The organism is Streptomyces sp. AC550_RSS872 (assembly GCF_019049285.1).
GTDB lineage: Bacteria > Actinomycetota > Actinomycetes > Streptomycetales > Streptomycetaceae > Streptomyces.
Genome location: NZ_JAGMUL010000198.1, coordinates 1 through 26683, shown reverse-complemented (window position 1 = coordinate 26683; position 26683 = coordinate 1). Strand labels below are relative to the sequence as shown.

Genomic DNA, 26683 nt, shown 5'->3' with positions numbered 1-26683 from the left:
GCCCACGCCACGCGGCCCGATGCCCGACAACAACCTTCAACGGCACCGCGTTGGAAAACCCTTCCCCCGTCCTTCAAGGCTCGTGAAGAGCAAGGGGATGCCCCAACCGCAGCTGGGCACGGCAGGCGCACACCTCAACAGTAGGCCGCAGAAGGCTTCCACGGGCAGCGGTCGTCGACGGTTGCCCGAATGCGCCCCAGGCACCCGTATGCATCTGGTATGCGCCGATCGGGGGGCCTTCAACCGCTACTCCCCCGTGGGGAGAGCAACTTCGGCCGCCGCGTCCGGTCCCTGTTCCAGGAGAACGGTGAAGCCGTCCTCGTTCAGAACAGGCACCTTGAGCTGCATGGCCTTGTCGTACTTGGACCCCGGACTGTCACCCACCACCACGAAAGATGTCTTCTTCGAAACGGAACCGGTCACTTTCGCTCCGCGACTCTGCAACGCCTCCTTGGCGCCGTCGCGGGTGAACTGCTCCAGCGTGCCGGTGACGACGACGGTAAGCCCTTCCAGCGGACGTGGCCCCTCGTCCTCGCCGGTCGACTGCTCCTCCAGCGGGACCCCGGCGGCCTTCCACTTACGGACGATCTCGCGGTGCCAGTCCTCGGCGAACCACTCCTTGAGCGCGGCGGCGATGATGGGCCCGACACCGTCGGTCGCCGCCAGCTCCTCCTCAGTGGCCTGTTCGATGCGGTCGACCGAGCGGAACTCGCGCGCGAGGGCCTGCGCCGCCACCGGCCCGACATGGCGGATGGACAGCCCGTTGAGGAACCGGGCGAGCGGGCGCTGCTTGGCCGCTTCGATGTGCTCCAGCAGCGCGAGGGTGTTCTTCTTCGGCTCACCCTTCTGGTTGGCGAAGACCGTGACGACCTTCTCCTCGCCCGTCTTGGGGTCGCGCTTGGGCAGACCGCTGTCCTGGTCGAGGACATAGGCCTTGATGGGTAGCAGCTTCTCCACCGTCAGGTCGAACAGGTCGCCCTCGTCGACCAGCGGCGGGTCGGCCGGCTCCAGCGGACGGGTGAGCGCCGCGGCGGCCACCCCACCGAAGTGCTCGATGTCCAGGCACTCACGGCCCGCGAGATAGGAGACGCGTTCGCGCAACTGGGCAGGGCAGGTACGGGCGTTGGGGCAGCGGAGGTCGATGTCGCCCTCCTTCATGGGCCTGAGCGCCGTACCGCACTCGGGGCACTCACTCGGCATCACGAACTCCCGCTCGCTGCCGTCGCGCAGGTCGACGACCGGGCCGAGGATCTCCGGGATGACGTCGCCGGCCTTGCGGATGACCACGGTGTCGCCGATGAGCACGCCCTTGGCCTTGACGACCTCCTGGTTGTGCAGGGTCGCGAACTCGACCTCACTGCCCGCGACCGTGACCGGCTCGACCTGGGCGTACGGTGTGACCCGGCCGGTGCGGCCGACGCCGACCTTGATGTCGACGAGCCTGGTGTTGACCTCCTCCGGCGCGTACTTGTAGGCGATCGCCCAGCGTGGGGCGCGCGCGGTGGAGCCGAGGCGGCCCTGGAGGCGGATCTCGTCGAGCTTGACGACGACTCCGTCGATCTCGTGCTCCACGGAGTGGCGGTTCTCGCCGTAGTAAGTGATGAACTCCCGTACGCCGCCGAGGTCGTCGACCACGCGGTTGTGCCGCGAGGTGGGCAGGCCCCAGGTTTTGAGGAGGTCGTAGGCCTGGGAGAGACGGGTCATGCCCGTGAAGCCCTCCAGGGCGCCGATGCCGTGGACGACCATGTGCAGCGGGCGGGTGGCGGTGACGCGCGGGTCCTTCTGGCGCAGCGAACCGGCGGCGGCGTTACGGGGGTTGGCGAAGGGCTTGTCGCCCGCCGCGACCAGGCGCTCGTTGAGCTCGAGGAACTTCTCCATCGGGAAGTAGACCTCGCCGCGGATCTCCACCAGGTCGGGGACCTTCTCGCCCTGGAGACGGTCCGGGATCTCCGCGATGGTGCGGACGTTCGGGGTGATGTCCTCACCGGTGCGGCCGTCGCCACGGGTGGCCGCGCGGGTGAGACGGCCGTTCTCGTAGGTGAGGTTGACGGCGAGGCCGTCCACCTTCAGCTCGCACAGGAAGTGGTACTCCTGCTCGCCCAGCTCCCGGGCGATGCGGTCGACCCAGGCGGCGAGTTCGTCGTCGTTGAAGGTGTTGTCGAGCGACAGCATCCGCTGGCGGTGCTCGACCGCCGTGAACTCCGTCTCGTAGGACCCCGCGACCTTCTGGGTCGGCGAATCCGGTGTACGCAGCTCCGGGTGCTTCTCCTCCAGCGCCTCCAGCGCCTCCAGCAGCTTGTCGAAGTCCGCGTCGCTGATGACGGGCGCGTCCTTCACGTAGTACCGGAAGCGGTGCTCCTCGACCTGCTCCGCCAGCTGCGCGTGCTTCTCGCGGGCCTCGGCGGGCACCGCCGTCGTCTCCGCCTGCTTGTCGCCGGCCACCGTATTGTCCTCCCGTTACTCTGGGTTGTCCGCGAGGGATCTCGCCGCCCGGACGCAGTGGGCGAGAGCCGTGCGCGCGTACTCCGGGGAGGCGCCCGCGAGTCCGCACGACGGCGTGATGGTGACCGCCTCCGTGAGAAGCCCCGGTGCCAGCCCCAACCTGCGCCACAGCGTCCTGACACCCATGACGCTACCGGCAGGGTCTGACAATCGGCCGTCCGTGCCCGGGACGACACCGGCGAAGAGCCGCGTCCCCGCTTCCACCGCCTCGCCGATCGCGTCGTCGTCACGCTCGGTGAGGAGGGAGAAGTCGAAGGAGACCGCCGCCGCGCCCGACCGGCGCAGCAGGGCGAACGGGACGTCCGGTGCGCACGAGTGGACCACGACGGGGCCGTCGCCGTGAACCCCGACGACGTCGCGCAGGCCGGCCTCGACGATCTGCCGGTCCACGGCGCGGTGGGTGCGGTAGCCGCTGGCCGACTTGACCTGTCCGCGGAGTACGGCGACGAGGGACGGTTCGTCGAGCTGGAGGACGAGCTGCGCGCCGGGGACTCGGCGGTGGACCTCCTCCAGGTGCAGGCGCAGGCCCTCGGCGAGGGACGCGGTGAGGTCGCGGCAGGCTCCGGGGTCGGAGAGGGCCACTTCTCCGTTCTTCAACTCCAGTGCGGCGGCCAAGGTCCAGGGACCGACTGCCTGGATCTTCAGCTGCCCCTCGTATCCCTGGGTGAACTCCTCCAGGGCGTCGAGGTCCTCGCCCAGCCAGGAGCGGGCGCGCCTGGTGTCCCGGCCCGGGCGGTCTCCGATGCGCCAACCGCTGGGCTCCACGCGTGCGTACAGCTCGACGAGCATTCCCGCGGTGCGGCCGATCATGTCCGCGCCGGGGCCGCGGGCGGGGAGCTCGGGGAGGTGGGGGAAGTCCTCGAAGGAGCCGGTGACGGTCTTGGCTGCCTCGCGGGCGTCCACGCCGGGCATGGAGCCGATGGCGGTGGCTGCGCCGAAGCGGATATCTGCGTTCACATGTGCAGCCTATGTTTTCGCCCCCGCCGCCCCTACCCGTGCCGTCCCTGGGGGCTGCGCCCCCAGCCCCCCGCTGTCGGCCCTGCGGGCCTCGTCCTCAAACGCCGGACGGGCTGAAATACCCAGCCCCTCCGGCGTTTGAGGCGGGGTCTGGGGCGGCGGGGGCCAGGAGCTGCGGTTACCTGCCCGGACGTACCGTCAGGTCGTTCACCTCCGCGTCTCTCGGGAGGTCCAGGGCCATGAGGATCGTCGTCGCGACCGACTCGGGGTCGATCCACTTCGACGCGTCGTACTCCTTGCCCTCCTGCTGGTGGACCTTGGCCTGCATGGGGCTCGCCGTGCGGCCGGGGTAGACGGTGGTGACCCGGACACCGTTGCCGTGCTCCTCGTGGCGGAGGGAGTCCGCGAGGGCCTTCAGACCGTGCTTGGACGCGGCGTACGCGGACCAGTCGGCGTGGGCGTTGAGTCCGGCGCCCGAGTTCACGAAGAGGACGTGGCCGCGGGCGGCACGGAGCTGGGGAAGGAAGTGGCGGGTCAGCTCGGCCGGGGAGATCAGGTTGACGTTCAGCTGGTGGCGCCAGGACTTCGGGGTCAGGTCGCCGACCGGACCGAGGTCCACGACGCCCGCGATGTGGAGCAGGGAGTCCACACGGTCGGGGAGGGACTGGTGGGAGAAGGCCCACGACAGCTTGTCCGGGTCCGCCAGGTCGCCGACCAGCGTCTTCGCTCCGGGGAACTGAGCAGCCAGCTCCTTCGCACGGCCGGCGTCGCGCGCGTGGAGGACGAGATCGTCCCCGCGCGTGTGCAGACGGCGGGCGACGGCCGCGCCGATGCCGGAGCCCGCTCCGGTGATCACATGTGTAGCCATGCCCGCCATGCTCGCATCAGCCGACCGTCACGCCACTCCCCGGCTCTCCTCCAGGTAGGCCAGCGCCCCCACCGGCTCCTCCGCGAAGAACACCAGGTCGCTCAGCGGACGGGGCAGGAAGCCCTCGTCCTCCATGCGGCGGAACTGTTCCTTCAGGCCGTCGTAGAAGCCCGCGGTGTTGAGCAGGACGACCGGCTTGTCGGTGTGGCCGTGCTTCTTCAGCTCCAGGATCTCGGTCGCCTCGTCCAGGGTCCCGGTGCCGCCGACCATGATCACGACGGCGTCGGCCTTCTCCAGGAGCAGCTTCTTGCGCTCGGCCAGGTCCTTGGCGATCACCATCTCGTCGACTCCGGGGCGCACCTTGGCGGCCAGGAACTCCACGGAGACCCCGGCCAGCCGGCCGCCCGCCTCCTGCACGCCGTCGGCCACGACCTTCATCAGACCCACGTCGGAGCCGCCCCACACGAGCGTGTGCCCGCCCTTGCCCAGCAGTTTCGCGAACTCGCGCGCGGGGCGTGTGTAGCGGTCGTCGAGGTCGGCGGCGGAGAGGAAGACGCAGATTCGCATGGAGCCACCGTACGCGGGAAGAACCCGGCGTCCGCGAGTGCTTTCCGGTTATGGCTGATGGACACACGATCACGATCGAACAGGGCACGCGACGCGTACGGGCCGTTCACGGCGACGAGGTCCTCGCGGAGACCGACCGCGCCCTCGTCCTGCGCGAGACGGGCTGCCCCGCGCGCTACTACATCCCCGCCGAGGACGTGCGCCTGGACCTGCTGACCCCCTCCGACACGCACACGTACTGCCCGTTCAAGGGAACGGCCTCCTACTGGTCGCTGCCGGACGCGGCGGACCTCGTCTGGTCGTACCCGGACCCGAAGCCGGACGTGTCCGAGATCAAGGACCACCTTTGCTTCTACGAAGTCGAAGTGTCGTGAGCGATTAGTTCCACGCCGTACGGCAATCTCCACAGACATGGATAAGAACACCAATTCGGCCGACGGCACCTCCATCGCGTACGAGACCAGCGGTGACGGCCCGGCGGTGATCCTCGTCAGTGGGGCGATGTCCACCGGGGGTACGGTGGCTCCGCTGGCCGTACCCCTGTCGGAGCACTTCAGGGTCGTCGTGTACGACCGACGCGGGCGCGGCGCGAGTGGTGAGGCGTCGCCGTACGCGGTGGAGCGCGAGGTCGAGGACCTCGCCGCGCTGATCGACGCGGTGGGCGGCGAGGCGTCGCTGTACGGCACCTCCTCGGGTGGCGCGCTGGTGCTCCGCGCGGCGGCGAGCGGGCTGCCGGTGCGTCGGGGCGCGGTCTACGAGGTGCCGTTCGCCGTGTACGAGGGCGGTGCGCAGGAGCGCGCCGAGTACACCGAGCGGCTGACCGAGGCGCTCGGCGAGGGCCGCCGCGGGGATGCCGTCGAGCTGTTCCTGCGGCTGACCGGAATGGCCGAGCAGGTGATCCAGGGCGCCCGCCGGTCCCCCATGTGGGCCGGGATGGAGACGATCGCACCGAGCCTCGCCCACGACAACGCCGTGATGGGCGACGGCCTGGTGCCCCGGGACCGGCTCGCGTCGATCACCGCGCCGGTGCTGGCCGTCGCGGGCAGCGCCAGCCCCGCGTGGATGCACGAGGCGGCACGCGCGGTCGCGCAGTCGGTACCGGGCGGGTCGTACCGGAGCCTTGAGGGGCAGACCCACATGGTGGAGCCGGACGTGCTCGCACCGGTGCTGACGGAGTTCTTCGCGCAGTGACCGGGCGCCCCGTCGGCGGTCGGGTCGGCGGTCGGGCCGTCGTCTCAGACGGCCGTCGGCGTCGCCCGCACCGTCGACGCGATCGTCGCCGAGCCCACCACGCGCGTGCCGTCGTACAGGACGATCGCCTGGCCGGGGGCGACGCCGCGGACGGGCTCGGTGAAGGTGACCTCCAGGGAGCCGTCGATCAGTTCGGCGCTCACCTCGGTCTCGCCGCCGTGGGCGCGCAGCTGGGCGGTGTAGATGCCGGGGCCGGTCGGGGCGGCGCCGCACCAGCGGGGCTTGATCGCGGTGAGGGCGCTGACGTCCAGGGCGGCCGCCGGGCCGACCGTCACCGTGTTGTTCACGGGCGAGATGTCGAGGACGTAGCGCGGCTTGCCGTCGGCTGCCGGGGTGCCGATGCGCAGGCCCTTGCGCTGGCCGATGGTGAAGCCGTACGCGCCCTCGTGGGTGCCGAGCTTGGCGCCGGACTCGTCGACGATGTCGCCCTCGGCCTTGCCGAGGCGGTTCGCGAGGAAGCCCTGGGTGTCGCCGTCGGCGATGAAGCAGATGTCGTGCGAGTCGGGCTTCTTGGCGACCGCGAGGCCCCGGCGCTCGGCCTCCGCGCGGATCTCGTCCTTGGTCGTCACCGTGTCGCCGAGCGGGAACATGGCGTGCGCCAGCTGCCGGTCGTCCAGGACGCCGAGGACGTACGACTGGTCCTTGGCCATGTCGGAGGCGCGGTGCAGCTCGCGGGTGCCGTCCTCGCGCAGGACGACCTGCGCGTAGTGGCCGGTGCAGACGGCGTCGAAGCCCAGCGCCAGCGCCTTGTCCAGCAGGGCGGCGAACTTGATCTTCTCGTTGCAGCGCAGGCAGGGGTTCGGGGTGCGGCCCGCCTCGTACTCGGCGACGAAGTCCTCGACGACGTCCTCGCGGAAGCGGTCGGCGAGGTCCCACACGTAGAACGGGATGCCGATGACGTCGGCGGCGCGGCGGGCGTCCCGGGAGTCCTCGATGGTGCAACAGCCCCGCGCGCCCGTGCGGAAGGATTGGGGGTTCGCGGAGAGCGCGAGGTGGACGCCGGTCACGTCGTGGCCCGCTTCGGCCGCGCGGGCGGCGGCGACGGCGGAGTCGACCCCGCCGGACATGGCGGCGAGGACGCGGAGGGGGCGGGAGGGCTGCGCGGTGTCAGTCATAACCCTTCCAGGGTACGGGGCGCGGGAACCAGGGCCCGCGAGTATCCGTTGACGATCACATGGGACAGCGGAAGGCTCCGAAGGACGGCGACCGGAAGGTCGGGCGTCGCGCGTTGCTGATCGGCGGGACGGTGGCAGCGGCGGGCTCGGCCGTGCTGGCCCGCGACGAACTCGCGCGCCTGTGGTGGCGGGTGCCCGGCGTGGAGAAGCCGCGCAAGGAGGGCGAGGTCGACTACATCGACGCGCGGTGGGTGGCGGCGTCGGACGCGAACTGGAGGATGGCCGACCGTCCGGACGACTACGGCATCGACATGGTGATCATCCATGTCACCCAGGGCAGCTTCGACAGCGCGGTGAAGGTGTTCCAGGACCCGGAGCACGGTGCGGCCGCGCACTACATCGTCCGCAAGGACGGCCACATCACGCAGATGATCCGCGAGCTGGACGTGGCGTACCACGCGGGCAACCGCGACTACAACGAGCGCAGTGTCGGCATCGAGCACGAGGGCTTCGTGGACCGGCCGCAGGACCTCACGGACGAGATGTACGAGGCCTCGGCCCGGCTCACGGCCCGAATATGCGCCCGCTACGACATCCCCGTCGACCGCGAGCACATCATCGGGCACGTGGAGGTGCCGGGGACGGACCACACGGACCCAGGCAAGCACTGGGACTGGGACCGGTACATGAAGCTCGTGCGGGCGGCGCGTACGGCGCCCGCGTAGCGAGCTACGTGAGTCCGGCCGCCCGCGCGCGTTCCACCGCCGGGCCGATCGCCTTGGCGACCGCCTCGACGTCGGCCTCCGTGGAGGTGTGGCCGAGGGAGAAGCGCAGGGTGCCGCGGGCCAGGTCGGGGTCGGTGCCGGTGGCCAGGAGGACGTGGCTGGGCTGGGCGACGCCGGCGGTGCAGGCCGAGCCGGTGGAGCACTCGATGCCCTGGGCGTCCAGGAGCAGCAGCAGGGAGTCGCCCTCGCAGCCCGGGAAGGTGAAGTGCGCGTTGGCCGGGAGGCGGCCGCCGGGTGCCGGGTCGCCACCGAGGATCGCGTCCGGGACGGCCGTACGGACGGCTTCGACCAGGGCGTCGCGCAGGGCACCGATCTCGGACGCGAACCATTCGCGCTGTTCGGCGGCGAGTCGGCCGGCGACGGCGAAGGAGGTGACGGCGGGGACGTCGAGGGTGCCGGAGCGGACGTGCCGTTCCTGGCCGCCGCCGTGCAGGACGGGGACGGGGGTCTGGTCGCGGCCGAGCAGCAGGGCGCCGATTCCGTACGGGCCGCCGATCTTGTGCCCGGAGACGGTCATCGCGGCGAGGCCGGAGGCGGCGAAGTCGACCGGGACCTGTCCGAAGGCCTGGACCGCGTCGGCATGCAGGGGGACGTCGAACTCCCTTGCCACGTCGGCCAGTTCACGGACCGGCATGACGGTGCCGATCTCGTTGTTGGCCCACATCACGGTGGCCAGGGCGACGTCGTCGGGGTTGCGGGCGATGGCCTCGCGCAGGGCGTCCGGGTGGACCCGTCCGTGGGGGTCGACAGGGAGGTACTCGACGTTCGCGCCCTCGTGCTCGCCGAGCCAGTGGACTGCGTCGAGGACGGCGTGATGCTCAACGGGGCTGGCCAGGACGCGGGTGCGCGGCCGTGCCGGGTCGGCGTCGCGGCGGGACCAGTACAGGCCCTTGACCGCGAGGTTGTCGGCCTCGGTGCCGCCGGAGGTGAAGACGACCTCGCTGGGGCGGGCGCCGAGCGCTTCCGCGAGGGTCTCGCGGGCCTCCTCGACGGCGCGCCTCGCGCGGCGGCCGGATGCGTGGAGGGAGGAGGCGTTGCCGGTGACGCTCAGCTGGGCGGTCAGCGCCTCTGCCGCCTCCGGAAGCATGGGGGTCGTCGCGGCGTGGTCGAGGTAAGCCATGGTGGCGACGATTCTACGTCGCCGCTGCGCGGCGGCTGCGCTGGGCTTGAGCGGGGCGGCGCCTTGACTGCGTTGGGCTTGACGTCGATCGCGTGGCACCCGGCGCTGCGGGGAGTGCCCACCCGTTCCCCCCTGCGGAACGTTTGCCCACGGCGGTAGGCGGTCCCGTCGGCGGCGGTGGCGACGGTGGCTAGAAGCTCCAGGACAGCGTGTTGTCCATCTGCACGAACGCCAGCAGTACCAGCAGGTCGGCGACGCCCAGGCCCATGCCCAGGTAGGCCCGGCCCTTGCGCTGGGTGCCGCGCCACAGGGACACCGCGGCCAGGACGATGGCGGTCGGGCCGAGGAAGAGGTTGAAGACGAGGAGGCCCAGGAGGCCGAGGATGAAGGACGCCACGGCCATGCCGTCGGCGTCGCGGGTGCGCGTGCGGGTGGCGGGGCGGCCGGTGGCCGGGGCGGTGAGTTGCATGGGTGTCAGCTCCCGAGAAGTCGGTGTGGTGCGGTGGGCGGGGTCAGTTGCGGCGGGCGCGGCGCTCGCGGGCGGCGAAGATGCCCAGCCAGACGGCGATGACGGCGGCGGCCACGGCGGTGAAGGCGAGCGGCGCGTGGGCCACGGTGCCCAGCAGCACGCCCAGCAGCAGGAGTGCGGCGACGAGGAACAACATGGGATCGGATCCCCCTCTGAGATCTCTCTCGTTGATCTCACTCGTTACGTTTTGGTGAACAGTTGTAGTTACAGTTGTTCACTGACTTCGAAGTCTAGCGCGCCCCACGGCTTTTCAATTCCAGAGAACAGTTGTTAACTGCATGGTATGAGTCACACCCTCGGTATCCGGCAGGCCCAGAAGCAGAAGACCCGGCAGGCGCTCCTGGACGCGGCATTGGGACTGCTGGAGGAGCAGAGCCTGAGCAGCCTGGGCCTGCGCGAGGTCACGCGCGCCGTCGGCGTCGCGCCGACGGCCTTCTACCGGCACTTCCGGTCCACCGCCGACCTCGGCGTGGCCCTGGTCGAGGAGGCGCTGGGCAGCCTCCACCCCATGATCCGTACGACCGTCTCCTCGGCCGGCGACAGCGACCAACGCATAGAGCGGGCCGTCGGGTTGATCGCCCACCACGTCGAGACGCACCCGGCCCACGTCCGTTTCATCGCCCGTGAGCGGCACGGCGGGGTGCAGTCGGTGCGGCAGGCCATCCAGGACCAGCTGGCCCGTTTCGCCGAGGAGGTCAAGGCCGCACTGGCCAAGGACCCGGTCTCCGAAGGCTGGAACGACGACGATCTCCTCATGCTCGCCCACCTCTACGTCGACCAGATGCTGATGACGGCCTCGCTGTTCCTGGACGCCCTGGAGGCGCCGGAGGAGGAGCGCCGGCGCGTCGCCCAGGTCGCCACGCGCCAGATGCGGTTGATCAGCATCGGCCGGGAACACTGGCTGGATTGAGCCGCCAGGACACGACAGGGGCTGCCCCCCCCCGTTCACCGGGAGTGCAGCCCCTCTCGCACCGCTGTCGTACCGCTGTCGTACCGCTGTCGTTCCGGGCCGAAGGTACCCCACTTGGAAGGGCTCCCTTGGGGCTCCGCCGTCGACGGCCTGTGCGCCGGGCAAAGCGCCCTCAAGTCACCCCGCTGACCTGCGGGTTTCCTCGACGCCTCACCCTACTCACTGGTACAAGGCCGTGACAGAAGCCGCCGCGCGCGCCAGTTCGTCCCGTACCTCGGGCGGTGAGAGGACTTCCACCCGGTCCGAGAACTGGAGGAGTTGACGCGCCTCGCCGACAACTCCCAGCGAGAGACGGACGGTGGCCCACTCGTCCCCGGCCGTGCCCTCGCCCTCGGGGAGCGAGACCAGCGAGGACGCCATGAGCCGCAGGAACAGATCGAGCCGGTCGCGCCGTACGCGCACCGTCACGTCGATACCGCCCGGCCGCTCCTCCACCTGGCGGCGCAACACCTCCCAGACGTCGGCGAGTTCGACGCCCGGCCGACGCCGCACCACGTCCTCCAGGACGCGTGCCGACCGCACCCGGTCCGCGCGGAACAGCTGCGGCCCGCCTCGCCGGTCGGCGACCAGGTACCAGACACCGGCCTTCGAGACCAGGCCGTACGGGTCGACGGTGTACGTCCGCTGCTCCCGCTCGCCGCTGTGCCGGTAGCGCAGCCTGAGGCGCCGGTCGGCGAAGACGGCGTCCTGCAACGCGTCCAGGTCCAGGGCGGGTTGGGGGCCGCCCTTCCAGCGTGTGGCGTCGACGAGGATGCGGCGTGAGGTCACCTCGGCAGCCGGGCGGTGCGGTGCCGGCAGGGCCGCCATCACCTTGCGCAGCGCAGAGCCGAGCGCCTCGTCCAGGCCGAGGGCGGCATGCGCGCCCTGTGCGGCCAGGATGAACAGGGCGCGCGATTCGTCGGCGGTCAGGCCCGTGACGTCCGTACGGAATCCGGCGAGGAGTTCGATACCGCCGTGCCGCCCGCGCTCGGCGTAGACCGGGACGCCGGATGCCGACAGGGCTTCCACGTCCCGGTAGATGGTGCGGACCGACACCTCCAGCCGCTCGGCGAGTTCTGGCGCGGTCACTCGGCCGCGCGTCTGGAGGAGCAGGAGGATCGACAGGAGCCGGTCGGACTTCACTCCACCACGATCTCAGCCCACCACGATCTCAGCCCACCACGGTCTCGGCCCGCACCGATCCCCCCGCACGGCCGTCAGGCCATGCGGCCCTCAGGCCAACCGCACCCGCGCCAGCTGCCTCGACTGGGCCACCAGCCGGTCCGCGCTGTCCCAGACCTCCGCGTCCTCCTCCAGGAAGCCGCCCGCGAGGTTGCGGGTCGTGATCGACACTCGCAGCGGGCCGGGAGCCGGGTGGCAGCGTATGTGGACGGTCAGTTCGACCGTCGGGACCCAGCCGGAGATGCCGATCTCGAACGCGGTCGGGGGCAGGGCGTCGACCGCCAGGAGCAGCGAGAGCGGATCGGCGTCGCGGCCGTCCGCGAGGCCGAACCAGGCCCGCATCTCGCCCTTGCCCGAAGGCTGCCCGAGCGCCCAGCCCAGGGTGGACGGGTCGAGCTTGAGCATCAGGCGGTCGGCGATGGCCGAGCTGCCGTCGACCGGGGCGCCACCCGACGGTGGTCGGACATCAGATGCAGTGTCCTCGGGGCCGAAGCAGTGCTCCATGGGCGGGAACGCCGGCGGCCTGGCCGTCGTACGGACGTCGTCGGGGAGTGCGTCGAGGTCGCCGTACGAGGCGAGGACGCGGATCCGCTCGACCTCTCGGCCCTGTTCGTCGAACTGGAAGAGCGAGGCCTGGCCGGTCGACAGGGTCCGCCCCGTGCGCACCACGTCCGTGCGGACCACCGCGGGGCCGGGCTGGGACGCCGTCAGATAGTGCGCGGAGATCGTGAACGGGTCGCTGTGCGGAAGGGCGTCCGCGAGGGCGCGGCCGAGCACGGCCAGCAGATAGCCGCCGTTGACGGCGCTGATGATGGTCCAGCCGGCGGAGAGGTCGATGTCGTAGACGCCGGGCTCGCGCAGGGTGAGCGCGGTGTCGCGGTCGAACTCGCTGTCGCCGATCGTGGCCCGCGGGGCCGTCGGGGCCGTCGGGGCGAAGGCTGCTTCTGGCATGGGTGAACGGTACAGCAGCAAACTACTAAGCGGTAGCTTTTTGGGCGAGGCCGTGGGTGAGATGTGAGCAACTTTTCGGTAAGTATCACCGCTCGTCCGAAACCCGGAGCCCGATCTCCCCCTCTATGAGGACATGAGTCTCACCGGGAGCCCGTTCCTCTACACGCTGATCGCGCTGTGCGTAGTCGCCGTCGCGCTGCCGCTGGTCCTCTGGTCGCGGGTGCGCGGGCCCAAGGCCGTACGGGCCGTCGCCCGGGTGCTGATGGTGCTGTTCGCCCAGGGCACCGCGGTCGCCCTCGTCTTCACGATGGTCAACAACTCCAACCAGCTGTACGACAACTGGGGCGACCTGCTCGGCACCAGCGACCATGTGCAGGAGGCCGCCGACCTCGGGGCGAGCGGCACCGGCGGGATCGCGCTGGAGAAGCTGCCCAAGGTCCGGCAGGCCTTCAAGCCGGGCAAGGGGCCGGGCATGCGCGCGGAGGGCGGGGTGCTCACCACCCAGCTCAAGGGCCGGGTGTCCGGAGTGCGGGGCGAGGTCAACGTCTGGCTGCCGCCGCAGTACCACGATCCCGCCTACCGCAATTACAAGTTCCCGGTCGTCGAGGTGCTGGCGGGCTATCCGGGCTCGTCGAAGGCGTGGTTCGGGTCGATGGACGTGACCCAGCAGCTGGCCCCGCTGATGCGCAGCGGGCGGATCGCGCCGTTCATCATCGTCTCGCCGCGCACCTCGCTGCTGCCCGGCCAGGACACCGGCTGCGCGAACGTCCCCGGCAAGGTGAACGCCGACAGCTGGCTCAGCATCGACGTGCCGAAGATGGTCATGGACAACTTCCGGGCGCAGGCCGCGCCGGACGGCTGGGCGGTCGCCGGGTACTCGGCGGGCGCGCACTGCGCGGCGAAGCTGGCCGTCGCCCACCCCGACCGCTACCGGGCCGCGGTCAGCCTGTCCGGCTACAACGACCCCGTCGTCGAACGCAAGTCGATCGCCGCGAAGACGCAGGCGCTGCGGGCCGCGAACAACCCGTATGTGCTGCTCAAGGGTGCCCATGTCCCGCCGCGCGTCGCACTCTATATGTCCGGTCAGCCACGTGACGGGTACGAGGCGGGCATGGCCCTCAAGCGGATCGCGAAGGCGCCGACGACCGTGGACGTGGTGTTCATCCCGAAGAGCGCGGGCGGCCACACCATGGCGCTGTGGAAGCCGCAGGTGGTGCCGGCGTTCCGCTGGCTGACCGAGGTGATGGGTACCGGGCACCGGACCCGGACGGCGTCGGGGGCTACTCCTCTCGCACCGTCGACCGCCGGTTCCAGGCCCGCGGAGCTCGCCAGTGGAATCGCATCGCGAGCAGACGCAGCACGAAGGCCGTGACGGCCGCGAGGGTGCTGGTGAGCGGGGTCAGGGCGTCGTAGTGGATGCACAGGACGGTCATCGTGGCGCCGACGATCGCCGGGACCGCGTACAGGTCGCGGTCCCAGCGCAGCAGTGACGGCACCTCGTTGGCGAGGACGTCGCGCAGCACACCGCCGCCGACGGCGGTCGCGAGGCCGAGGGTGGCGGACGCGGTGAGGTTGAGTCCGTAGTCGTACGCCTTCGCCGTCCCGGCGACGCAGAACAGACCGAGGCCCGCCGCGTCGAAGACGTTCACGCCGGTCTGGATGCGCTCCACGTGCGGGTGGAGGAAGATCACCAGCAGCGCGGCGAGCAGCGGGGTCAGGAAGTACCCCAGATCGGTGAAGGCGGCCGGGGGTACGGCGCCAATGATCACGTCCCGGAACAGCCCGCCGCCCAGGGCGGTGACCTCGGCGAGGACGGCGATGCCGAAGACGTCGAAGTTCTTGCGGACCGCCAGCAGGGCGCCGGAGATGGCGAAGACGAAGATGCCGATCAGGTCGAGCGTGTGCTGGACGGACGGGCTGAACAATTGCTGTAGCACTCGTACATTCTTGCGCAGCGCAAAGCCCCCGCCTTGCAAAGGAAGGCGGGGGCTCGATGCCGGGCTACTTCTCGGTGGACTCCTCGGCAGCGGGGTCGGGGTCCGCCGCGGGGGCGGCCTCGGAGTCCGTCGCCGACGCCTTGAGCTTCTTCGCAGCAGGCTCGGAGTCCTTGGCGGGCGCCGACTCCGCCAGCACCTCGTCGGACACCAGCTCCGCTGCCTCCTTGGCCACGGAGAGCAGGACCGTGTCCTGGGGCTGCTGGTCCGCGAAGTCCTCCGGGTGGTGGCAGGCCACGCGCTGGCCGGGGCGCAGCTCGGCCAGCGGGGGCTCGGTCGTGCGGCAGATCTCCGTGGCCTTCCAGCACCGCGTGTGGAAGCGGCAGCCGCTCGGCGGGGCGATCGGCGAGGGCACGTCGCCGCGGAGCAGGATGCGCTCGCTCTTCTCCGCGCGCCGCTTGGGATCCGGGATCGGCACCGCCGACAGCAGGGCCTTGGTGTACGGGTGCATCGGCGACGCGTACAGCGCGTCCCGGTCGGCCAGCTCCACGATCTTGCCGAGGTACATCACCGCGATGCGGTCCGAGACATGCCGGACGACGGACAGGTCGTGCGCGATGATCACGTACGTCAGCCCGAGCTCGTCCTGGAGGTCGTCCATCAGGTTGACGACCTGTGCCTGGATCGACACGTCGAGCGCGGAGACCGGCTCGTCGGCCACGACCATCCGGGGCTTGAGGGCCAGGGCGCGGGCGATGCCGATGCGCTGACGCTGGCCGCCGGAGAACTCGTGCGGGTAGCGGTTGTAGTGCTCGGGGCTCAGGCCCACCAGTTCGAGGAGGCGCTGGACCTCCTTCTTGACGCCGCCCTCGGGCTCGACGCCCTGGAGCCGGAACGGCGCCGAGACGATGTTGCCGATGGTGTGCCGGGGGTTCAGCGAGCCGTACGGGTCCTGGAAGATCATCTGCACGTCGCGGCGCAGCGGGCGCATGCCGCTGGTGTCGAGGTGCGTGATGTCCGTGCCGTCGAACTCGATCTTGCCGCCGCTCGGCTCCAGCAGCCGGGTGATCAGCCGGCCCATGGTCGACTTGCCGCAGCCGGACTCGCCCACGACGCCGAGGGTCTCGCCCCGGCGCACCTCGAAGTCGATGCCGTCCACGGCCTTGACCGCCCCGACCTGCCGCTGGAGCAGGCCCTTCTTGATGGGGAAGTGCTTGACCAGGCCCTCGACCTTGAGCAGCGGTTTCTCGTCGTCGGCCGGCGCGGCTTTCACGGCCGCCGCCGCGGCCCCGGTCTCAGTCTCGCTCACAGCTTCGGCGCAATCTCTTCGGTCCAGATCCGGGTGCGGTCCTCCTGCGACAGGTGGCAGGCGGTGAAGTGCCTGCTGCCGACCTCGCGCAGCTCGGGGCGCTCGGTGCGGGTGATCCCGCCCTTGGGGACGTCCGCGTACGGGCAGCGCGGGTTGAAGGCGCAGCCGGAGGGGACGTTGATGAGGCTCGGCGGCTGGCCCTTGACCGGGATGAGCCGGTCGGTCTGCGCGCGGTCGATCCGCGGCATGGAGCCGAGCAGGCCCCAGGTGTAGGGGTGCGACGGCTCGTGGAAGATCCTGTCGACCGGGCCGCGCTCCACGCAGCGTCCGCCGTACATCACGAGGATGTCGTCGGCGATCTCGGCGACCACGCCGAGATCGTGCGTGATGATGACGACCGCGGAGCCGAACTCCTTCTGAAGATCCCGGATCAGGTCGAGGATCTGCGCCTGCACGGTCACGTCGAGCGCGGTGGTCGGCTCGTCCGCGATCAGCAGTTCGGGGTTGTTCACCAGCGCCATGGCGATCATGGCGCGCTGGCGCATACCGCCGGAGAACTCGTGCGGGTACATGTCCACGCGCTTGTCCGGCTCCGGGATGCCGACGCGGTCGAGGAGTTCGACGGCGCGGCGGCGGGCGGTCTTCTTGTCGACCTTGTTGTGGACCCGGTACGCCTCCACGATCTGGCTGCCGACCGTGTAGTACGGGTGCATGGCGGACAGCGGGTCCTGGAAGATCATCGCCATCTGCCGGCCGCGCATCCGGCGCACCTCGTCGGGGCTCGCCGAGACGAGCTCCTTGCCGTCGAGCCAGATCTCGCCGGACATCCGCACGTTCTTGCCGCGGTTGCCGAGGCGGTGCAGGCCCATCACGGCCAGCGAGGTCACGGACTTGCCGGAGCCGGACTCGCCCACGATGCCGAGGGTCTTGCCCTTCTCCAGCTGGAAGGAGAGACCGTCCACGGACTTGACCAGGCCGTCGTCGGTCGGGAAGTGCACCTTCAGGTCGCGCACTTCGAGGAACGCCCGGGGCGGCTCGCCGGCACGCACGGGCTCGCCCACGGCGGCCCCGGTCTTGGACAGGTCGGTCACGAGAGCCTCACCCGCGGGTCGATCGTGGCGTACAACAGGTCCACCACCAGGTTCATGAAGACGACGAAGAACGCCGCGAGCAGGGTCACCCCGAGGATCGGGGGCAGGTCGTTGGCGGTGATCGCCTGGACCGCGTACTCGCCGATGCCGTGCAGGGAGAACACCGTCTCGGTGATGACGGCACCGCCGAGCAGCAGGCCGATGTCCATGCCGAAGACTGTCACCAGCGGGGTCAACGCGGCCCGCAGACCGTGTCGGACGACGACCTTGCGCTCCCGCAGACCCTTGGCCCGAGCGGTGCGGATGAAGTCCTCGTTCATGGTCTCCAGCATGCCCGAGCGGGTCAGCCGGGCGTAGATGGCCGAGTAGAGCAGCGCCAGCGAACACCACGGCAGGAACAGGGTGTTGGCCCACTGGGACGGGTTCTCGGTGAAGGGGACGTACGTTCTGCCGAAGATCTCCAGCTTGTAGCTGAACAACAGCAGGGCCAGCTGCCCGGTGAAGAACATGGGCAGGGAGACGCCCGCGAGGGCCACGCCCATGGCGGACCGGTCGAAGAACGAGCCCGGTTTGAGAGCGGAGATGACACCGGCCGCGATCCCGCCGACCAACCACAGCACGGCGGCGCCGACAGCCAGCGAGAGGGTGACCGGCAGCCGTTCGGTCAGCTGGGGCCAGACCTCGATGTGGTCCTTGAAGGAGTAGCCGAAGCAGGGGGCGTCACAGCGGACGGTGGTGGGGCCGAGGTCGTAGGTGGCGCCGGAGACGATCCCCTTGATGAAGTCCCAGTACTGGACGTAGACCGGCTGGTCGAGACCGAGGTTCGCCTTGACCGCCGCGATGTCCTCGGGGGTCGGGTTCTTGCCGATGTACTGCTGTGCCAGCTGGTCGGCGGTCTGCCCGGCGAGCTTCGGCAGGATGAAGAAGATGCCGAAGGTGACCGCGGTGACGACGAGCAGCAGGACCAGTGCCGCGATCGTCCGGCGGATGATGTACGAGATCACGAGGACCGGCGCGGGCGCCCGCGGATGACTTTAGTCCGCGGGCGCCAATGCCTTCACCTGCCTTCCGGGGCTACTTCTCGGCGGTGCCGACGTTGAGGTAGTCGTACTGACCGCTGAAGGCGGACGTCGACACCAGGTTGGTGGCGTGCGGCGTGCGGTACAGCAGGACCTTGAAGTAGGTCAGCGGCACGATGGCGGCCTGCTCCATGACCTTCTGGTCGACCTCGGTGTACGCCTTGGTGCGGGCGGCCTCGTCGGTGTTGCCGATCGCGTCGTCCAGCAGCTTGTTGATCTCGGGGTTGTCCAGCTCGGACAGGTTGGTGTTACCCGACTGGCTGATGGCCTTGCCGTGCGCGATCTGCTGTAGGAAGCCGTAGCCGGTGGGCCAGTCGGCGCCCCACTGCATCATCATCAGGCCGATGTTGTTCTTCTCGTTGAACTTGGGCACGCCCGCGTAGTCGGAGAAGTACTTGCCGGACGGGTACTGCTTGATGTCCGCGTCGATGCCGACCTTCTTCAGCGCGCCGACGATCGCGGTGGCCGCGTCGACCTCGCCCTGCCGGTCGGTGCGGGCCGAGATGGAGGTCTTGAAGCCGCCCTCCTTGCCGCAGGCCTTCAGGTGCTCCTTGGCCTTGGCGACGTCACCCTTGTTGCCCGGGGTGGCGTACTGGTCGGCCTTCTCGTAACCCGAGACGTCGGTCGGCAGGACCGTGGTGGCGATGTCACCGCGGATCGGGCCGCCCATCGCGGTCTGCACGGCGGTCTTGTCGATCGCGTACTCGACGGCCTTGCGGCACTCGACGTTGTTGAACGGCGCCAGCTTGGTGTTGATCGCCGCGTAGATGAGACGACCGCCCAACGCGTTGTCCGTGTTGGCCATCTCGTCCTTCTTGCCCAGGATCTGCGCCTGGGTCTGCGCGTCGACACCCGTTCCCTGGATGTCGATCATCGTGTCCCCGGACATCACGTCCTTGTCGATCGTGGCCTTGTTGACCTTGAGGTTCACCACGATCTTGTCCGGGTACTGCTTGCGCAGGGGGTCCGTTTTGGCGTCCCACTCGGGGTTGCGGACCAGGACGATCTGCTTGCCCTCCTCGTACTTCTCGAACTTGTACGAGCCGGAGGAGACGACCTTCTTGGTGTAGTCGACACCCGTGTCCTTGGCCCTCGGCACGGGGGCCGTCTGCGGGGCGCTGACGAGGTAGTCGAACTCCGCGAAGGCCTTGTTCAGGTGGAAGACGATCGTCTGGTCGTCCGGGGTCTCGATGGACGAGATGCCCTTTTCGCTCTTGTCCTTGTACGGGCCCTTGTAGTCGTCCGGGTTGTCCAGCAGGTTCTGGAAGTAGTTGGGGCCGAGCGAGAGCACGTCACGCGCGAAGTTCGAACGCTCCACCGCGTACTTGACGTCCTTGGAGGTGACCGCGGTCCCGTCCTCGTACTTGACGCCCTGACGGATCTTGTACGTCCAGGTCTTGCCGCCGTCGCTGGGCGTGCCCGCGCCCTCGGCGAGGTCCGGGACGAGTTCGTTGCCCGCCTCGCCGGGGGCGGGCTTGAAGGTCATCAGGGGACGCGCGTAGAGGCGGCTGAAGTTGTAGCCGTAGGCGTAGTACATGTTGCCCGGGTCCAGCGACTCGGGAGCGTCGGAGCTGGCGTAGGTGACCGTTCCGCCCTTGTGGGTGGAGGCGTTCACCACTCCCTTGGTCGCGGCGTTCACGCCGGCGCCCTTGGGCGTGTCGGCGCCGTCGTCGGCCTTGCTGCAGCCCGCGAGAAGCAGGCCGGCGCTACTGGCGACCGCAATCGCGGCCATTGCTGACCTTCGCATGATGGTCGGATTCCCCTTCGTAGGTGGACACTTGGGTGGGACGTCGGGTCGCGGACGGGTGTCGCGACCGCGGACGTCAGCGGCTGCGGGGGTCGAGTGCGTCCCTCAGGCCGTCACCGAGGAGGTTGAAGGCCAGCACCGTGATGAAGATCGCCAGGCCGGGGACGATCATGTACTGCGGGTCGACCTCGAAGAAGTCGACGGCCTGGTTGAGCATTCCGCCCCAGGACGCCTGGGGCGGCTGGATGCCCACACCGAGGAAGCTCAGCGAGGCTTCGAAGAGGATGTTCGTCGGGATGAGCAGCGTCGAGTAGACGATGATCGGCGCGACGAGGTTGGGCAGCAGTTCCTTGAAGAGGATGTACGGGCCGCCGGCCCCCATCCCCCGGGAGGCGTCGACGAACTCCCGCTCGCGCAGGGCCAGGGTCTGACCGCGCACGATGCGCCCCATGTAGGGCCAGTTGAAGAAGCCGATGACGAAGATCAGCACGGAGATGTGCAGGGGCAGCCCTTCGAGGCCGAAGGCACCGCCCTGGAGCGTCGCGGAGATGGCGATGGCGAACAGGAGCAGCGGGAACGCGAGGAAGGTGTCCATCAGGCGGCTGACGACGGTGTCGACCCGCCCGCCGTAGTAGCCGGCGACCAGGCCCATCACGGTTCCGATGACGACGGACAGCAGCGTCGCGCCGAAGGCGACGACCAGGGAGACCCAGGAGCCCTCCAGGATGCGCGCGAGGATGTCCCGGCCGAACTTCGGCTCGACGCCCAGCGGGTGGTCCCAGCTCATCCCGCCGAAGTCACCCTTGGGCAGCGAGGTGTTGGGGTCGATCAGGTCCTGGTGGAAGGCGTTGGGGTCGAGCCCCAACAGGGCCTGGAGCGGACGGGACAGGGCCGCCACGAGGATGAGCAGCACGACAACGATGCCGCCCACGACCGCCACTTTGTCCCGCTTGAAGCGGGACCAGGCGATCTGCCCGAGTGACCGGCCCTCGATCTTCTTGGCCTCGACCCCCTTCAGCACGGCCTCCGGCTGGGCGTCGGCCTGCGATCCGGTGGTCTCGATCGGTGCCGTCACGGTGAGTCTGACCCCTCTCGGCCGACGGTTGTCGGCCCCCCTGGCTGCCGCGGTAGCGGTTGCTCCAACTCGCACACGGGGCCTGCCGCCCCGTGTCTTGACCGGGAGTCTTCAACGCTTTGGCGATCTGTTGCCAGAGCTGGCGAGGAAAGTATGCGCAACCGTGATGCTGTCTGCGGGGTTCCGTTATCCGAACAGCGGGTAACGGGGGGCGGACGCGCGCCAGTTGGGGCGTATGAGGGCGGACCGGGACCTTCCGATCGCATCTACGCGCGGAGATTCACCTGGGAAACCGCAGCCGGGGGTGCGTTGCGCCTACGACAGTAGGGTTGCCGACCGCTCGGTAGGTTAGCCCATGAATGATCAGTAACGGCCCTGTGGCGGTGGGTAGCCGTAGCCGGCCGCCGGAGCCTGCGCCGGAGCGGCGGCGTGTGCTTCGCGGTCGTAGAACGGACGGGCGGTCGCCCGCATCCACATCGCGACCGGGTCGTCCTCGTCGGACATCGCCACCGTCGAGACGGGCAGCCCGTCCGGGACCGCGCCGATGGACTGGAGCATCATCGAGCGCACCGAGTCCACGGCGGGCGGGCTGGTGTCGTACACGTCGAGCCCGATCGCCAGATACGGCGCGCCGAGCGCCGGCTGCACCCAGGCGCGGCGCAGGGAGCGGACGGCGGGGGTGCGGTGGGCGTTCTGCGCGAGCAGGGCGTAGAACTGCGGGATCTCGATGCCGGGCTCCGACAGGCGGAGCGGGCCGGCGGGCTGGCGGTCCAGGCCGGTGGCGATGCGGCGCAGGTCGAGCCACGGGATGCCGACGCCGCCGCCCGGGGCGTGCGGGTTCAGCCAGAGGCCGAAGTGGTCCGGGTAGAGGGTGCGGGCCACGTCGATGCCGTCGACGACCTCGTAGGAGCGGTTCCAGCCGCTGGCCGACAGCTCCTGGGCGGAGGTGACGCACGGGGCGTAGCCGTGGCCGTCGACCTCCATGTTTCCGTACTGGGCGTCCGGGGAGCCGGCCTGGCCGTGCCACAGCAGCATCCAGACCTGGCCGGTGTTCGGGGTGGCGAGGGCGCGGAGGAGCGCCTCATAGGCGTCGTAACGCCCCGGCGTCACCTGGCGCAGCATGTGCTCGACCTGGCCGGTCGCCGCGGTGCCGCTCGCGCTCACCTTTTACCGCCCTTTCGGGGAACGTGGGTTTCGAGCCCAGCTTAGGCGCTCCGCTGGGGGAGCCGCTGAGAGCTCGGGGCCCATTGTCGTCTGCGGACTGCGGGTCGTGCGTGGCTTGTCGCGCCCCGCGGCGGAGCCGCATATCGATACAGCCCCGCGCCCCCAAGGGGGCGCTGCCCGTCACCGGCGCCTAGAAATCCCGCTGATAGAACGGGCGTACCTTCTGCCTCATCCAGTCGATCACCGGGTCCTGGGCCACGTCCAGGAGGACCAGGTTGACCGGCCAGGGGGTGGGGGTGCGGCCCAGGGCTCGGGCGAGGGCGTCCATGGGGGCCGCGCGCAAGTCGCCCTCCCACTGGGAGAGTTCCACGCCGACGAACATCACCGGGTGGGCCGTCTCGATCGCCGCCAGACAGCGGCGGGCCGTGGTGACGACGCCGGTCTCGGCGAACTCGGCCGAGGCTGCCGCGAGGAAGTCGACCGGGTCGTCCTGCCAGTCGGGTTCGTAGAGCTTGACGCGGCCGCCGGTGGTGAGGCCGTCCAGCGGGGTGCGGCCCACCCGGCAGAGCTCGGCCACCGCGGCCGGGGGCAGGGGGACGCCGACCGTGCCGTCGGGGTTGACGGCGATGCCCACCTGCGGGGGCAGACCGCGGGCGAATTCGACGGCGGGGGCGACGGTGTACGACATATGGGCCCCGACGACCTGGCGGAACTGTTCCTCGGAGCTGAAGACCGGGACGTACGCCTGGCCCGCAATCTCCACGGTCGGCAGGTCCAGCGGACCGCTGGTGGGGCCGCCGCCGTTGGGCAGCGGCACCCAGACGAAGCTGCGGCCCAGCACCTCGATGATCCGGCCGCCGGCCGAGGGGAGGCCGAGGGAGGCCGAGAGCACCTCCTCCAGTTCGTTGCCGGGCCAACCGCCGTGCGCGTGGAGGTGTGCCCCTGCCGGGAAGTCCGCGGGGAGATCCGCTGCGAAGTCCATCTGTCTGACCGCCTGCTGTGAACCACGTATGTGGCTCAGAAGGCTATCCGGTGTCCGCCCCGCACAGCCCCGCGACCATTCAGCCCGTGAAACCGATCCGGCACAGAGTGTCCGCCGCCTCCCGATCGATCAGCACCGCCGACCCGCAGCCCTGGGGCAGGCTGCCCTGCTCCACCGAGCTCAGCAGGTGGGCCGCGGCTCGGCGATGGCGCAGAAAGGCGTAACGGGAGACGCCTCGGCCGCGCTCGCGCTGGCCCTCCAGGGCCGTGTCCGGGGCGACGTCGAGCAGCAGCAGGTGCAGGCTGCCGCCGCGTCGGCGGGCCTCGCGGGCCAGCCAGCCACGCACCCATGCCTGCGTGCCGCAGTCGTGCACGACGACACCCTCGCCGGAGCGCACGGCGCGGCGCAGTCCGGCGTAGTGCGCGAGACGGACCAGGGGGCGGTAGACGGCGTACGGGAGGAAGCGGGGCATGCGGGTGTCCCAGCGGTCCCGGGTGTCCTGCGAGTCGATGCGGGGGCCCTGCACGGCCCGCTTCATCAGCGTGGACTTGCCGCTGCCGGGCAGGCCGGTGATCACGACGAGGTCCCGCGGGCCGAAGAGCAGCGCGCGCGGGCTGCGACCGGAGCGCTCGCGCAGATCACGGACCACGGGTGCGAGGTACGTGCCGCCGGCTTCGGCCGCCGGGGCCGCGGGCTGCTTGGGCAGCGCCATGCCCGAGGTCGTGGCGTAGGCCGTGGTGCGGTTCACCGTCATCGTCCTCCTCCGGGGTCAGGATTCCCCATCCCCACTGAGCGTAAAGAGAAGGTAATGGATGATCTCCCGCATTTTCGTTCACTTCCTGCCACAACCCGGTTACAGACACGGCCTGCCGTTGACGGGCGTGGCCGTGCAATGATGTGCGCGCCAACTGCATACCGGCCGTTTGAATCCGCGCGGGAGAGTCCCCAGCAGTCCATCGCCGGGGCGCCGAAGGAGCAAGTCCCTCCCTTGAATCTCTCAGGCCCCGTTACCGCGCGGGCGAGGCACATCTGAAAAGCGGGCCGCTCCGTCCCTGCCCGGGACGCGCGGCTCCACCCAAGGTGCAAGCCGTTGATCGTCCCTGTGGCGGTCCCGGCGAACCTCTCAGGTTCCGATGACAGATGGGGAGGAACGACCTCGCCCGTCATGCCCTGGGAGACAACGTCCGATGAGCAGCACTGAACCCCGTCGTACCGCGCTCGATGCCCTGCATCGCTCGCTCGGCGCGACGATGACCGACTTCGCCGGCTGGGACATGCCCCTGCGCTACGGCTCCGAGCGCGACGAGCACAACGCCGTGCGGACGAAGGCCGGGCTCTTCGACCTCTCCCACATGGGCGAGATCACCGTCACCGGCCCCGAGGCCGCCGCCTTCCTGAACCACGCCCTGGTCGGCAACATCGCCTCCGTCGGCGTCGGCCGCGCCCGCTACACCATGATCTGCCAGGCCGACGGCGGCATCCTCGACGACCTGATCGTCTACCGGCTCGCCGACACGGAGTACATGGTCGTCGCCAACGCCTCCAACGCCCAGGTCGTGCTGGACGCGCTGACCGAGCGCGTGACCGGCTTCGACGCCGAGGTCCGCGACGACCGGGACGCGTACGCGCTGATCGCCGTCCAGGGCCCCGAGTCCCCGGGCATCCTGAAGTCGCTCACCGACGCCGACCTCGACGGCCTGAAGTACTACGCCGGCCTGCCCGGCACCGTCGCCGGCGTCCCCGCCCTCATCGCGCGCACCGGCTACACCGGCGAGGACGGCTTCGAGCTGTTCGTGAAGCCGGAGCACGCCGTCGAGCTGTGGCAGGCGCTGACCAAGGCGGGCGAAGGCGTCGGTCTGGTCCCGTGCGGCCTGTCCTGCCGGGACACGCTGCGGCTGGAGGCGGGCATGCCGCTGTACGGCAACGAGCTCTCGACCTCCCTCACCCCCTTCGACGCCGGGCTCGGCCGGGTGGTGAAGTTCGAGAAGGAGGGCGACTTCGTCGGGCGCGAGGCGCTCGCCGCCGCCGCCTCCCGCGCCTCGGAGAACCCGCCCCGCGTGCTCGTCGGCCTGATCGCCGAGGGCCGCCGCGTCCCGCGCGCCGGGTACCCGGTCGTCGCCGGCGGCGAGGTCATCGGCGAGGTCACCTCCGGCGCGCCCTCCCCCACCCTGGGCAGGCCGATCGCGATGGCGTACGTCGACGCCGCGCACTCGGCGCCGGGCACGGCCGGGGTCGGCGTGGACATCCGGGGCAGCCACGAGCCGTACGAGGTCGTGGCGCTGCCGTTCTACAAGCGGCAGAAGTAACGCCGTACCGAGAGACTGGCCCAGACGCGAAGACTGGCCCAGATCCGGAGACCGGCCCACAAGTGGAGACCGACAGCGGCCCCGTGCGTGACCCTGCGCACATTCGCGCTGCTCACATGCGTTTCCAGCAGTCCCCCATTCATCACCACTCCCGCGCGTACAGGAGAATTCAGGCCATGAGCAACCCCCAGCAGCTGCGCTACAGCAAGGAGCACGAGTGGCTGTCGACCGCCGAGGACGGCGTGTCGACGGTCGGCATCACCGAGTTCGCGGCCAACGCGCTCGGCGATGTCGTCTACGCCCAGCTCCCCGAGGTCGGCTCGACCGTGACCGCGGGTGACACCTGCGGTGAGCTGGAGTCGACCAAGTCGGTGTCCGACCTGTACTCCCCGGTCACCGGCGAGGTCACCGAGATCAACGAGGACGTCGTGAACGACCCGGCGCTGGTGAACTCCGCCCCCTTCGAGGGCGGCTGGCTGTTCAAGGTGCGCGTCACGGAGGAGCCGGCCGACCTGCTCTCCGCCGACGAGTACGTCGCCCACACCGCCGGCTGAGGAGTAACGCCCCTTATGTCTGACAAGTCGCTTCTGAACACGCCCCTGCACGAGCTGGACCCGGCCATCGCCGCCGCGCTCGACGCCGAGCTGGAGCGCCAGCAGTCGACCCTGGAGATGATCGCCTCCGAGAACTTCGCGCCGGTCGCGGTCATGGAGGCCCAGGGTTCGGTCGCCACCAACAAGTACGCCGAGGGCTACCCGGGCCGCCGCTATTACGGCGGCTGCGAGCACGTCGACGTCGCCGAGCAGATCGCCATCGACCGGGTCAAGGAGCTGTTCGGCGCCGAGTATGCGAATGTGCAACCGCACTCCGGCGCCTCCGCGAACCAGGCCGCCCTGTTCGCGCTGGCCCAGCCCGGCGACACCATCCTCGGCCTGGACCTGGCCCACGGCGGCCACCTCACCCACGGCATGCGGCTGAACTTCTCCGGCAAGCAGTTCAAGGTGGTCCCGTACCACGTGGACCCCGCCACCGGTCTGGTCGACATGGCCGAGGTCGAGAAGCTCGCCAAGGAGCACAAGCCGAAGGTGATCATCGCCGGCTGGTCGGCGTACCCGCGGCAGCTGGACTTCGCCGAGTTCCGGCGGATCGCCGACGAGGTCGAGGCGTACCTGTGGGTCGACATGGCCCACTTCGCCGGTCTGGTCGCGGCGGGCCTGCAC

The 26683-nt window shown here is 70.1% G+C and carries 27 protein-coding genes and 1 riboswitch; of the genes, 8 read left to right on the top strand and 19 right to left on the bottom strand.

The features are described 5' to 3' along the window. Positions 1-246 precede the first annotated feature (246 nt). From ligA to KUM44_RS41905, 4 genes are all read right to left on the bottom strand, one after another. Positions 247-2442, bottom strand: coding sequence for an NAD-dependent DNA ligase LigA (gene ligA / locus KUM44_RS41920; RefSeq protein ID WP_217215017.1), 2196 nt, complete (start codon positions 2440-2442; stop codon positions 247-249). Between the two features lie 15 nt (positions 2443-2457). Continuing rightward, positions 2458-3459: a methionine synthase gene (locus tag KUM44_RS41915; RefSeq protein ID WP_217215016.1), complete on the bottom strand. Its 1002-nt coding sequence runs from the start codon at positions 3457-3459 to the stop codon at positions 2458-2460. Between the two features lie 178 nt (positions 3460-3637). Further along, positions 3638-4327: an SDR family oxidoreductase gene (locus tag KUM44_RS41910; RefSeq protein ID WP_217215015.1), complete on the bottom strand. Its 690-nt coding sequence runs from the start codon at positions 4325-4327 to the stop codon at positions 3638-3640. Between the two features lie 27 nt (positions 4328-4354). After that, the gene (locus KUM44_RS41905) at positions 4355-4894 is read right to left on the bottom strand and encodes a TIGR00730 family Rossman fold protein (protein ID WP_217215014.1); all 540 of its coding nucleotides are present in this window, start codon (positions 4892-4894) and stop codon (positions 4355-4357) included. A 50-nt stretch (positions 4895-4944) separates the two neighbouring features. Between KUM44_RS41905 and KUM44_RS41900 the strand changes: the two genes are divergently transcribed. Both KUM44_RS41900 and KUM44_RS41895 read left to right on the top strand, forming a co-directional pair. Beyond that, on the top strand, positions 4945-5268 hold the full coding sequence (locus KUM44_RS41900) for a DUF427 domain-containing protein (protein WP_217215013.1): 324 nt from the start codon (positions 4945-4947) through the stop codon (positions 5266-5268). 37 nt (positions 5269-5305) lie between these two features. Next, positions 5306-6085 (top strand): alpha/beta fold hydrolase, encoded by a 780-nt coding sequence (locus KUM44_RS41895; protein WP_217215012.1) that lies wholly within the window; start codon positions 5306-5308, stop codon positions 6083-6085. A gap of 44 nt (positions 6086-6129) precedes the next feature. Here KUM44_RS41895 and mnmA read toward each other — a convergent pair whose 3' ends face one another. Further along, complete coding sequence (gene mnmA, locus KUM44_RS41890; RefSeq protein ID WP_217215011.1) at positions 6130-7260, bottom strand: tRNA 2-thiouridine(34) synthase MnmA; 1131 nt, start codon at positions 7258-7260, stop codon at positions 6130-6132. 59 nt (positions 7261-7319) lie between these two features. Between mnmA and KUM44_RS41885 the strand changes: the two genes are divergently transcribed. Then, on the top strand, positions 7320-7985 hold the full coding sequence (locus KUM44_RS41885; protein ID WP_217215010.1) for an N-acetylmuramoyl-L-alanine amidase: 666 nt from the start codon (positions 7320-7322) through the stop codon (positions 7983-7985). Between the two features lie 4 nt (positions 7986-7989). Here KUM44_RS41885 and KUM44_RS41880 read toward each other — a convergent pair whose 3' ends face one another. The 3 genes from KUM44_RS41880 to KUM44_RS41870 all read right to left on the bottom strand — a co-directional run bounded on the left by KUM44_RS41880 (position 7990) and on the right by KUM44_RS41870 (position 9830). After that, positions 7990-9165: a cysteine desulfurase family protein gene (locus KUM44_RS41880; RefSeq protein WP_217215009.1), complete on the bottom strand. Its 1176-nt coding sequence runs from the start codon at positions 9163-9165 to the stop codon at positions 7990-7992. Positions 9166-9355: 190 nt separating this feature from the next. Further along, entirely contained in the window at positions 9356-9634 is a 279-nt protein-coding gene (locus KUM44_RS41875; RefSeq protein ID WP_217215008.1) for a DUF4190 domain-containing protein, read from the bottom strand. 43 nt (positions 9635-9677) lie between these two features. Further along, entirely contained in the window at positions 9678-9830 is a 153-nt protein-coding gene (locus KUM44_RS41870) for a hypothetical protein (RefSeq protein ID WP_167366195.1), read from the bottom strand. A gap of 147 nt (positions 9831-9977) precedes the next feature. On the opposite strand from KUM44_RS41870, the gene KUM44_RS41865 reads away from it, so the two are divergent. Further along, positions 9978-10604 carry a TetR family transcriptional regulator gene (locus tag KUM44_RS41865; protein ID WP_217215007.1) on the top strand — a complete coding sequence of 209 codons (627 nt, stop codon included), beginning with the start codon at positions 9978-9980 and terminating at the stop codon, positions 10602-10604. Positions 10605-10823: 219 nt separating this feature from the next. Here the strand turns inward: KUM44_RS41865 and KUM44_RS41860 are convergent, their stop codons facing one another. Both KUM44_RS41860 and KUM44_RS41855 read right to left on the bottom strand, forming a co-directional pair. Then, entirely contained in the window at positions 10824-11786 is a 963-nt protein-coding gene (locus tag KUM44_RS41860; RefSeq protein WP_217215006.1) for a YafY family protein, read from the bottom strand. 90 nt (positions 11787-11876) lie between these two features. Beyond that, a complete protein-coding gene (locus KUM44_RS41855) occupies positions 11877-12776 on the bottom strand; it encodes a thioesterase family protein (protein WP_217215005.1) in 900 nt (299 codons plus the stop codon). 133 nt (positions 12777-12909) lie between these two features. Between KUM44_RS41855 and KUM44_RS41850 the strand changes: the two genes are divergently transcribed. Next, positions 12910-14148, top strand: a complete 1239-nt coding sequence (locus KUM44_RS41850) for an esterase family protein (RefSeq protein WP_217215004.1) — start codon at positions 12910-12912, stop codon at positions 14146-14148. Here the strand turns inward: KUM44_RS41850 and KUM44_RS41845 are convergent. The 9 genes from KUM44_RS41845 to KUM44_RS41805 all read right to left on the bottom strand — a co-directional run bounded on the left by KUM44_RS41845 (position 14057) and on the right by KUM44_RS41805 (position 23911). Further along, complete coding sequence (locus KUM44_RS41845) at positions 14057-14713, bottom strand: trimeric intracellular cation channel family protein (RefSeq protein ID WP_217215003.1); 657 nt, start codon at positions 14711-14713, stop codon at positions 14057-14059. The two genes, KUM44_RS41850 and KUM44_RS41845, sit on opposite strands and share 92 nt — an antisense overlap. Before the next feature lie 64 nt (positions 14714-14777). Further along, on the bottom strand, positions 14778-16019 hold the full coding sequence (locus KUM44_RS41840) for an ABC transporter ATP-binding protein (protein ID WP_217215002.1): 1242 nt from the start codon (positions 16017-16019) through the stop codon (positions 14778-14780). Next, positions 16016-17110 carry an ABC transporter ATP-binding protein gene (locus KUM44_RS41835; RefSeq protein WP_217215001.1) on the bottom strand — a complete coding sequence of 365 codons (1095 nt, stop codon included), beginning with the start codon at positions 17108-17110 and terminating at the stop codon, positions 16016-16018. The genes KUM44_RS41840 and KUM44_RS41835 overlap by 4 nt, the downstream gene beginning before the upstream one ends. Then, positions 17107-18114 carry an ABC transporter permease gene (locus KUM44_RS41830; protein ID WP_217215000.1) on the bottom strand — a complete coding sequence of 336 codons (1008 nt, stop codon included), beginning with the start codon at positions 18112-18114 and terminating at the stop codon, positions 17107-17109. The genes KUM44_RS41835 and KUM44_RS41830 overlap by 4 nt, the downstream gene beginning before the upstream one ends. Positions 18115-18184: 70 nt before the next feature. Continuing rightward, complete coding sequence (locus KUM44_RS41825) at positions 18185-19936, bottom strand: ABC transporter substrate-binding protein (RefSeq protein ID WP_217214999.1); 1752 nt, start codon at positions 19934-19936, stop codon at positions 18185-18187. Between the two features lie 76 nt (positions 19937-20012). Next, positions 20013-21011, bottom strand: coding sequence for an ABC transporter permease (locus tag KUM44_RS41820; RefSeq protein WP_217214998.1), 999 nt, complete (start codon positions 21009-21011; stop codon positions 20013-20015). 363 nt (positions 21012-21374) lie between these two features. Continuing rightward, positions 21375-22175 carry an enhanced serine sensitivity protein SseB C-terminal domain-containing protein gene (locus KUM44_RS41815; RefSeq protein ID WP_217214997.1) on the bottom strand — a complete coding sequence of 267 codons (801 nt, stop codon included), beginning with the start codon at positions 22173-22175 and terminating at the stop codon, positions 21375-21377. Between the two features lie 190 nt (positions 22176-22365). Beyond that, entirely contained in the window at positions 22366-23157 is a 792-nt protein-coding gene (locus tag KUM44_RS41810) for an enhanced serine sensitivity protein SseB (protein WP_217214996.1), read from the bottom strand. 79 nt (positions 23158-23236) lie between these two features. Beyond that, positions 23237-23911, bottom strand: coding sequence for an AAA family ATPase (locus KUM44_RS41805; RefSeq protein ID WP_217214995.1), 675 nt, complete (start codon positions 23909-23911; stop codon positions 23237-23239). Between the two features lie 170 nt (positions 23912-24081). Beyond that, a riboswitch (glycine riboswitch) is annotated at positions 24082-24180 on the top strand. 164 nt (positions 24181-24344) lie between these two features. Between KUM44_RS41805 and gcvT the strand changes: the two genes are divergently transcribed. The 3 genes from gcvT to KUM44_RS41790 form a co-directional block, all read left to right on the top strand. Continuing rightward, complete coding sequence (gene gcvT, locus KUM44_RS41800) at positions 24345-25463, top strand: glycine cleavage system aminomethyltransferase GcvT (protein WP_217214994.1); 1119 nt, start codon at positions 24345-24347, stop codon at positions 25461-25463. A 176-nt stretch (positions 25464-25639) separates the two neighbouring features. Further along, the gene (gene gcvH / locus KUM44_RS41795; protein ID WP_062717581.1) at positions 25640-26017 is read left to right on the top strand and encodes a glycine cleavage system protein GcvH; all 378 of its coding nucleotides are present in this window, start codon (positions 25640-25642) and stop codon (positions 26015-26017) included. Between the two features lie 15 nt (positions 26018-26032). Continuing rightward, on the top strand, positions 26033-26683 hold a 651-nt coding region (locus tag KUM44_RS41790), incomplete at its 3' end, for an aminotransferase class I/II-fold pyridoxal phosphate-dependent enzyme (protein WP_217214993.1).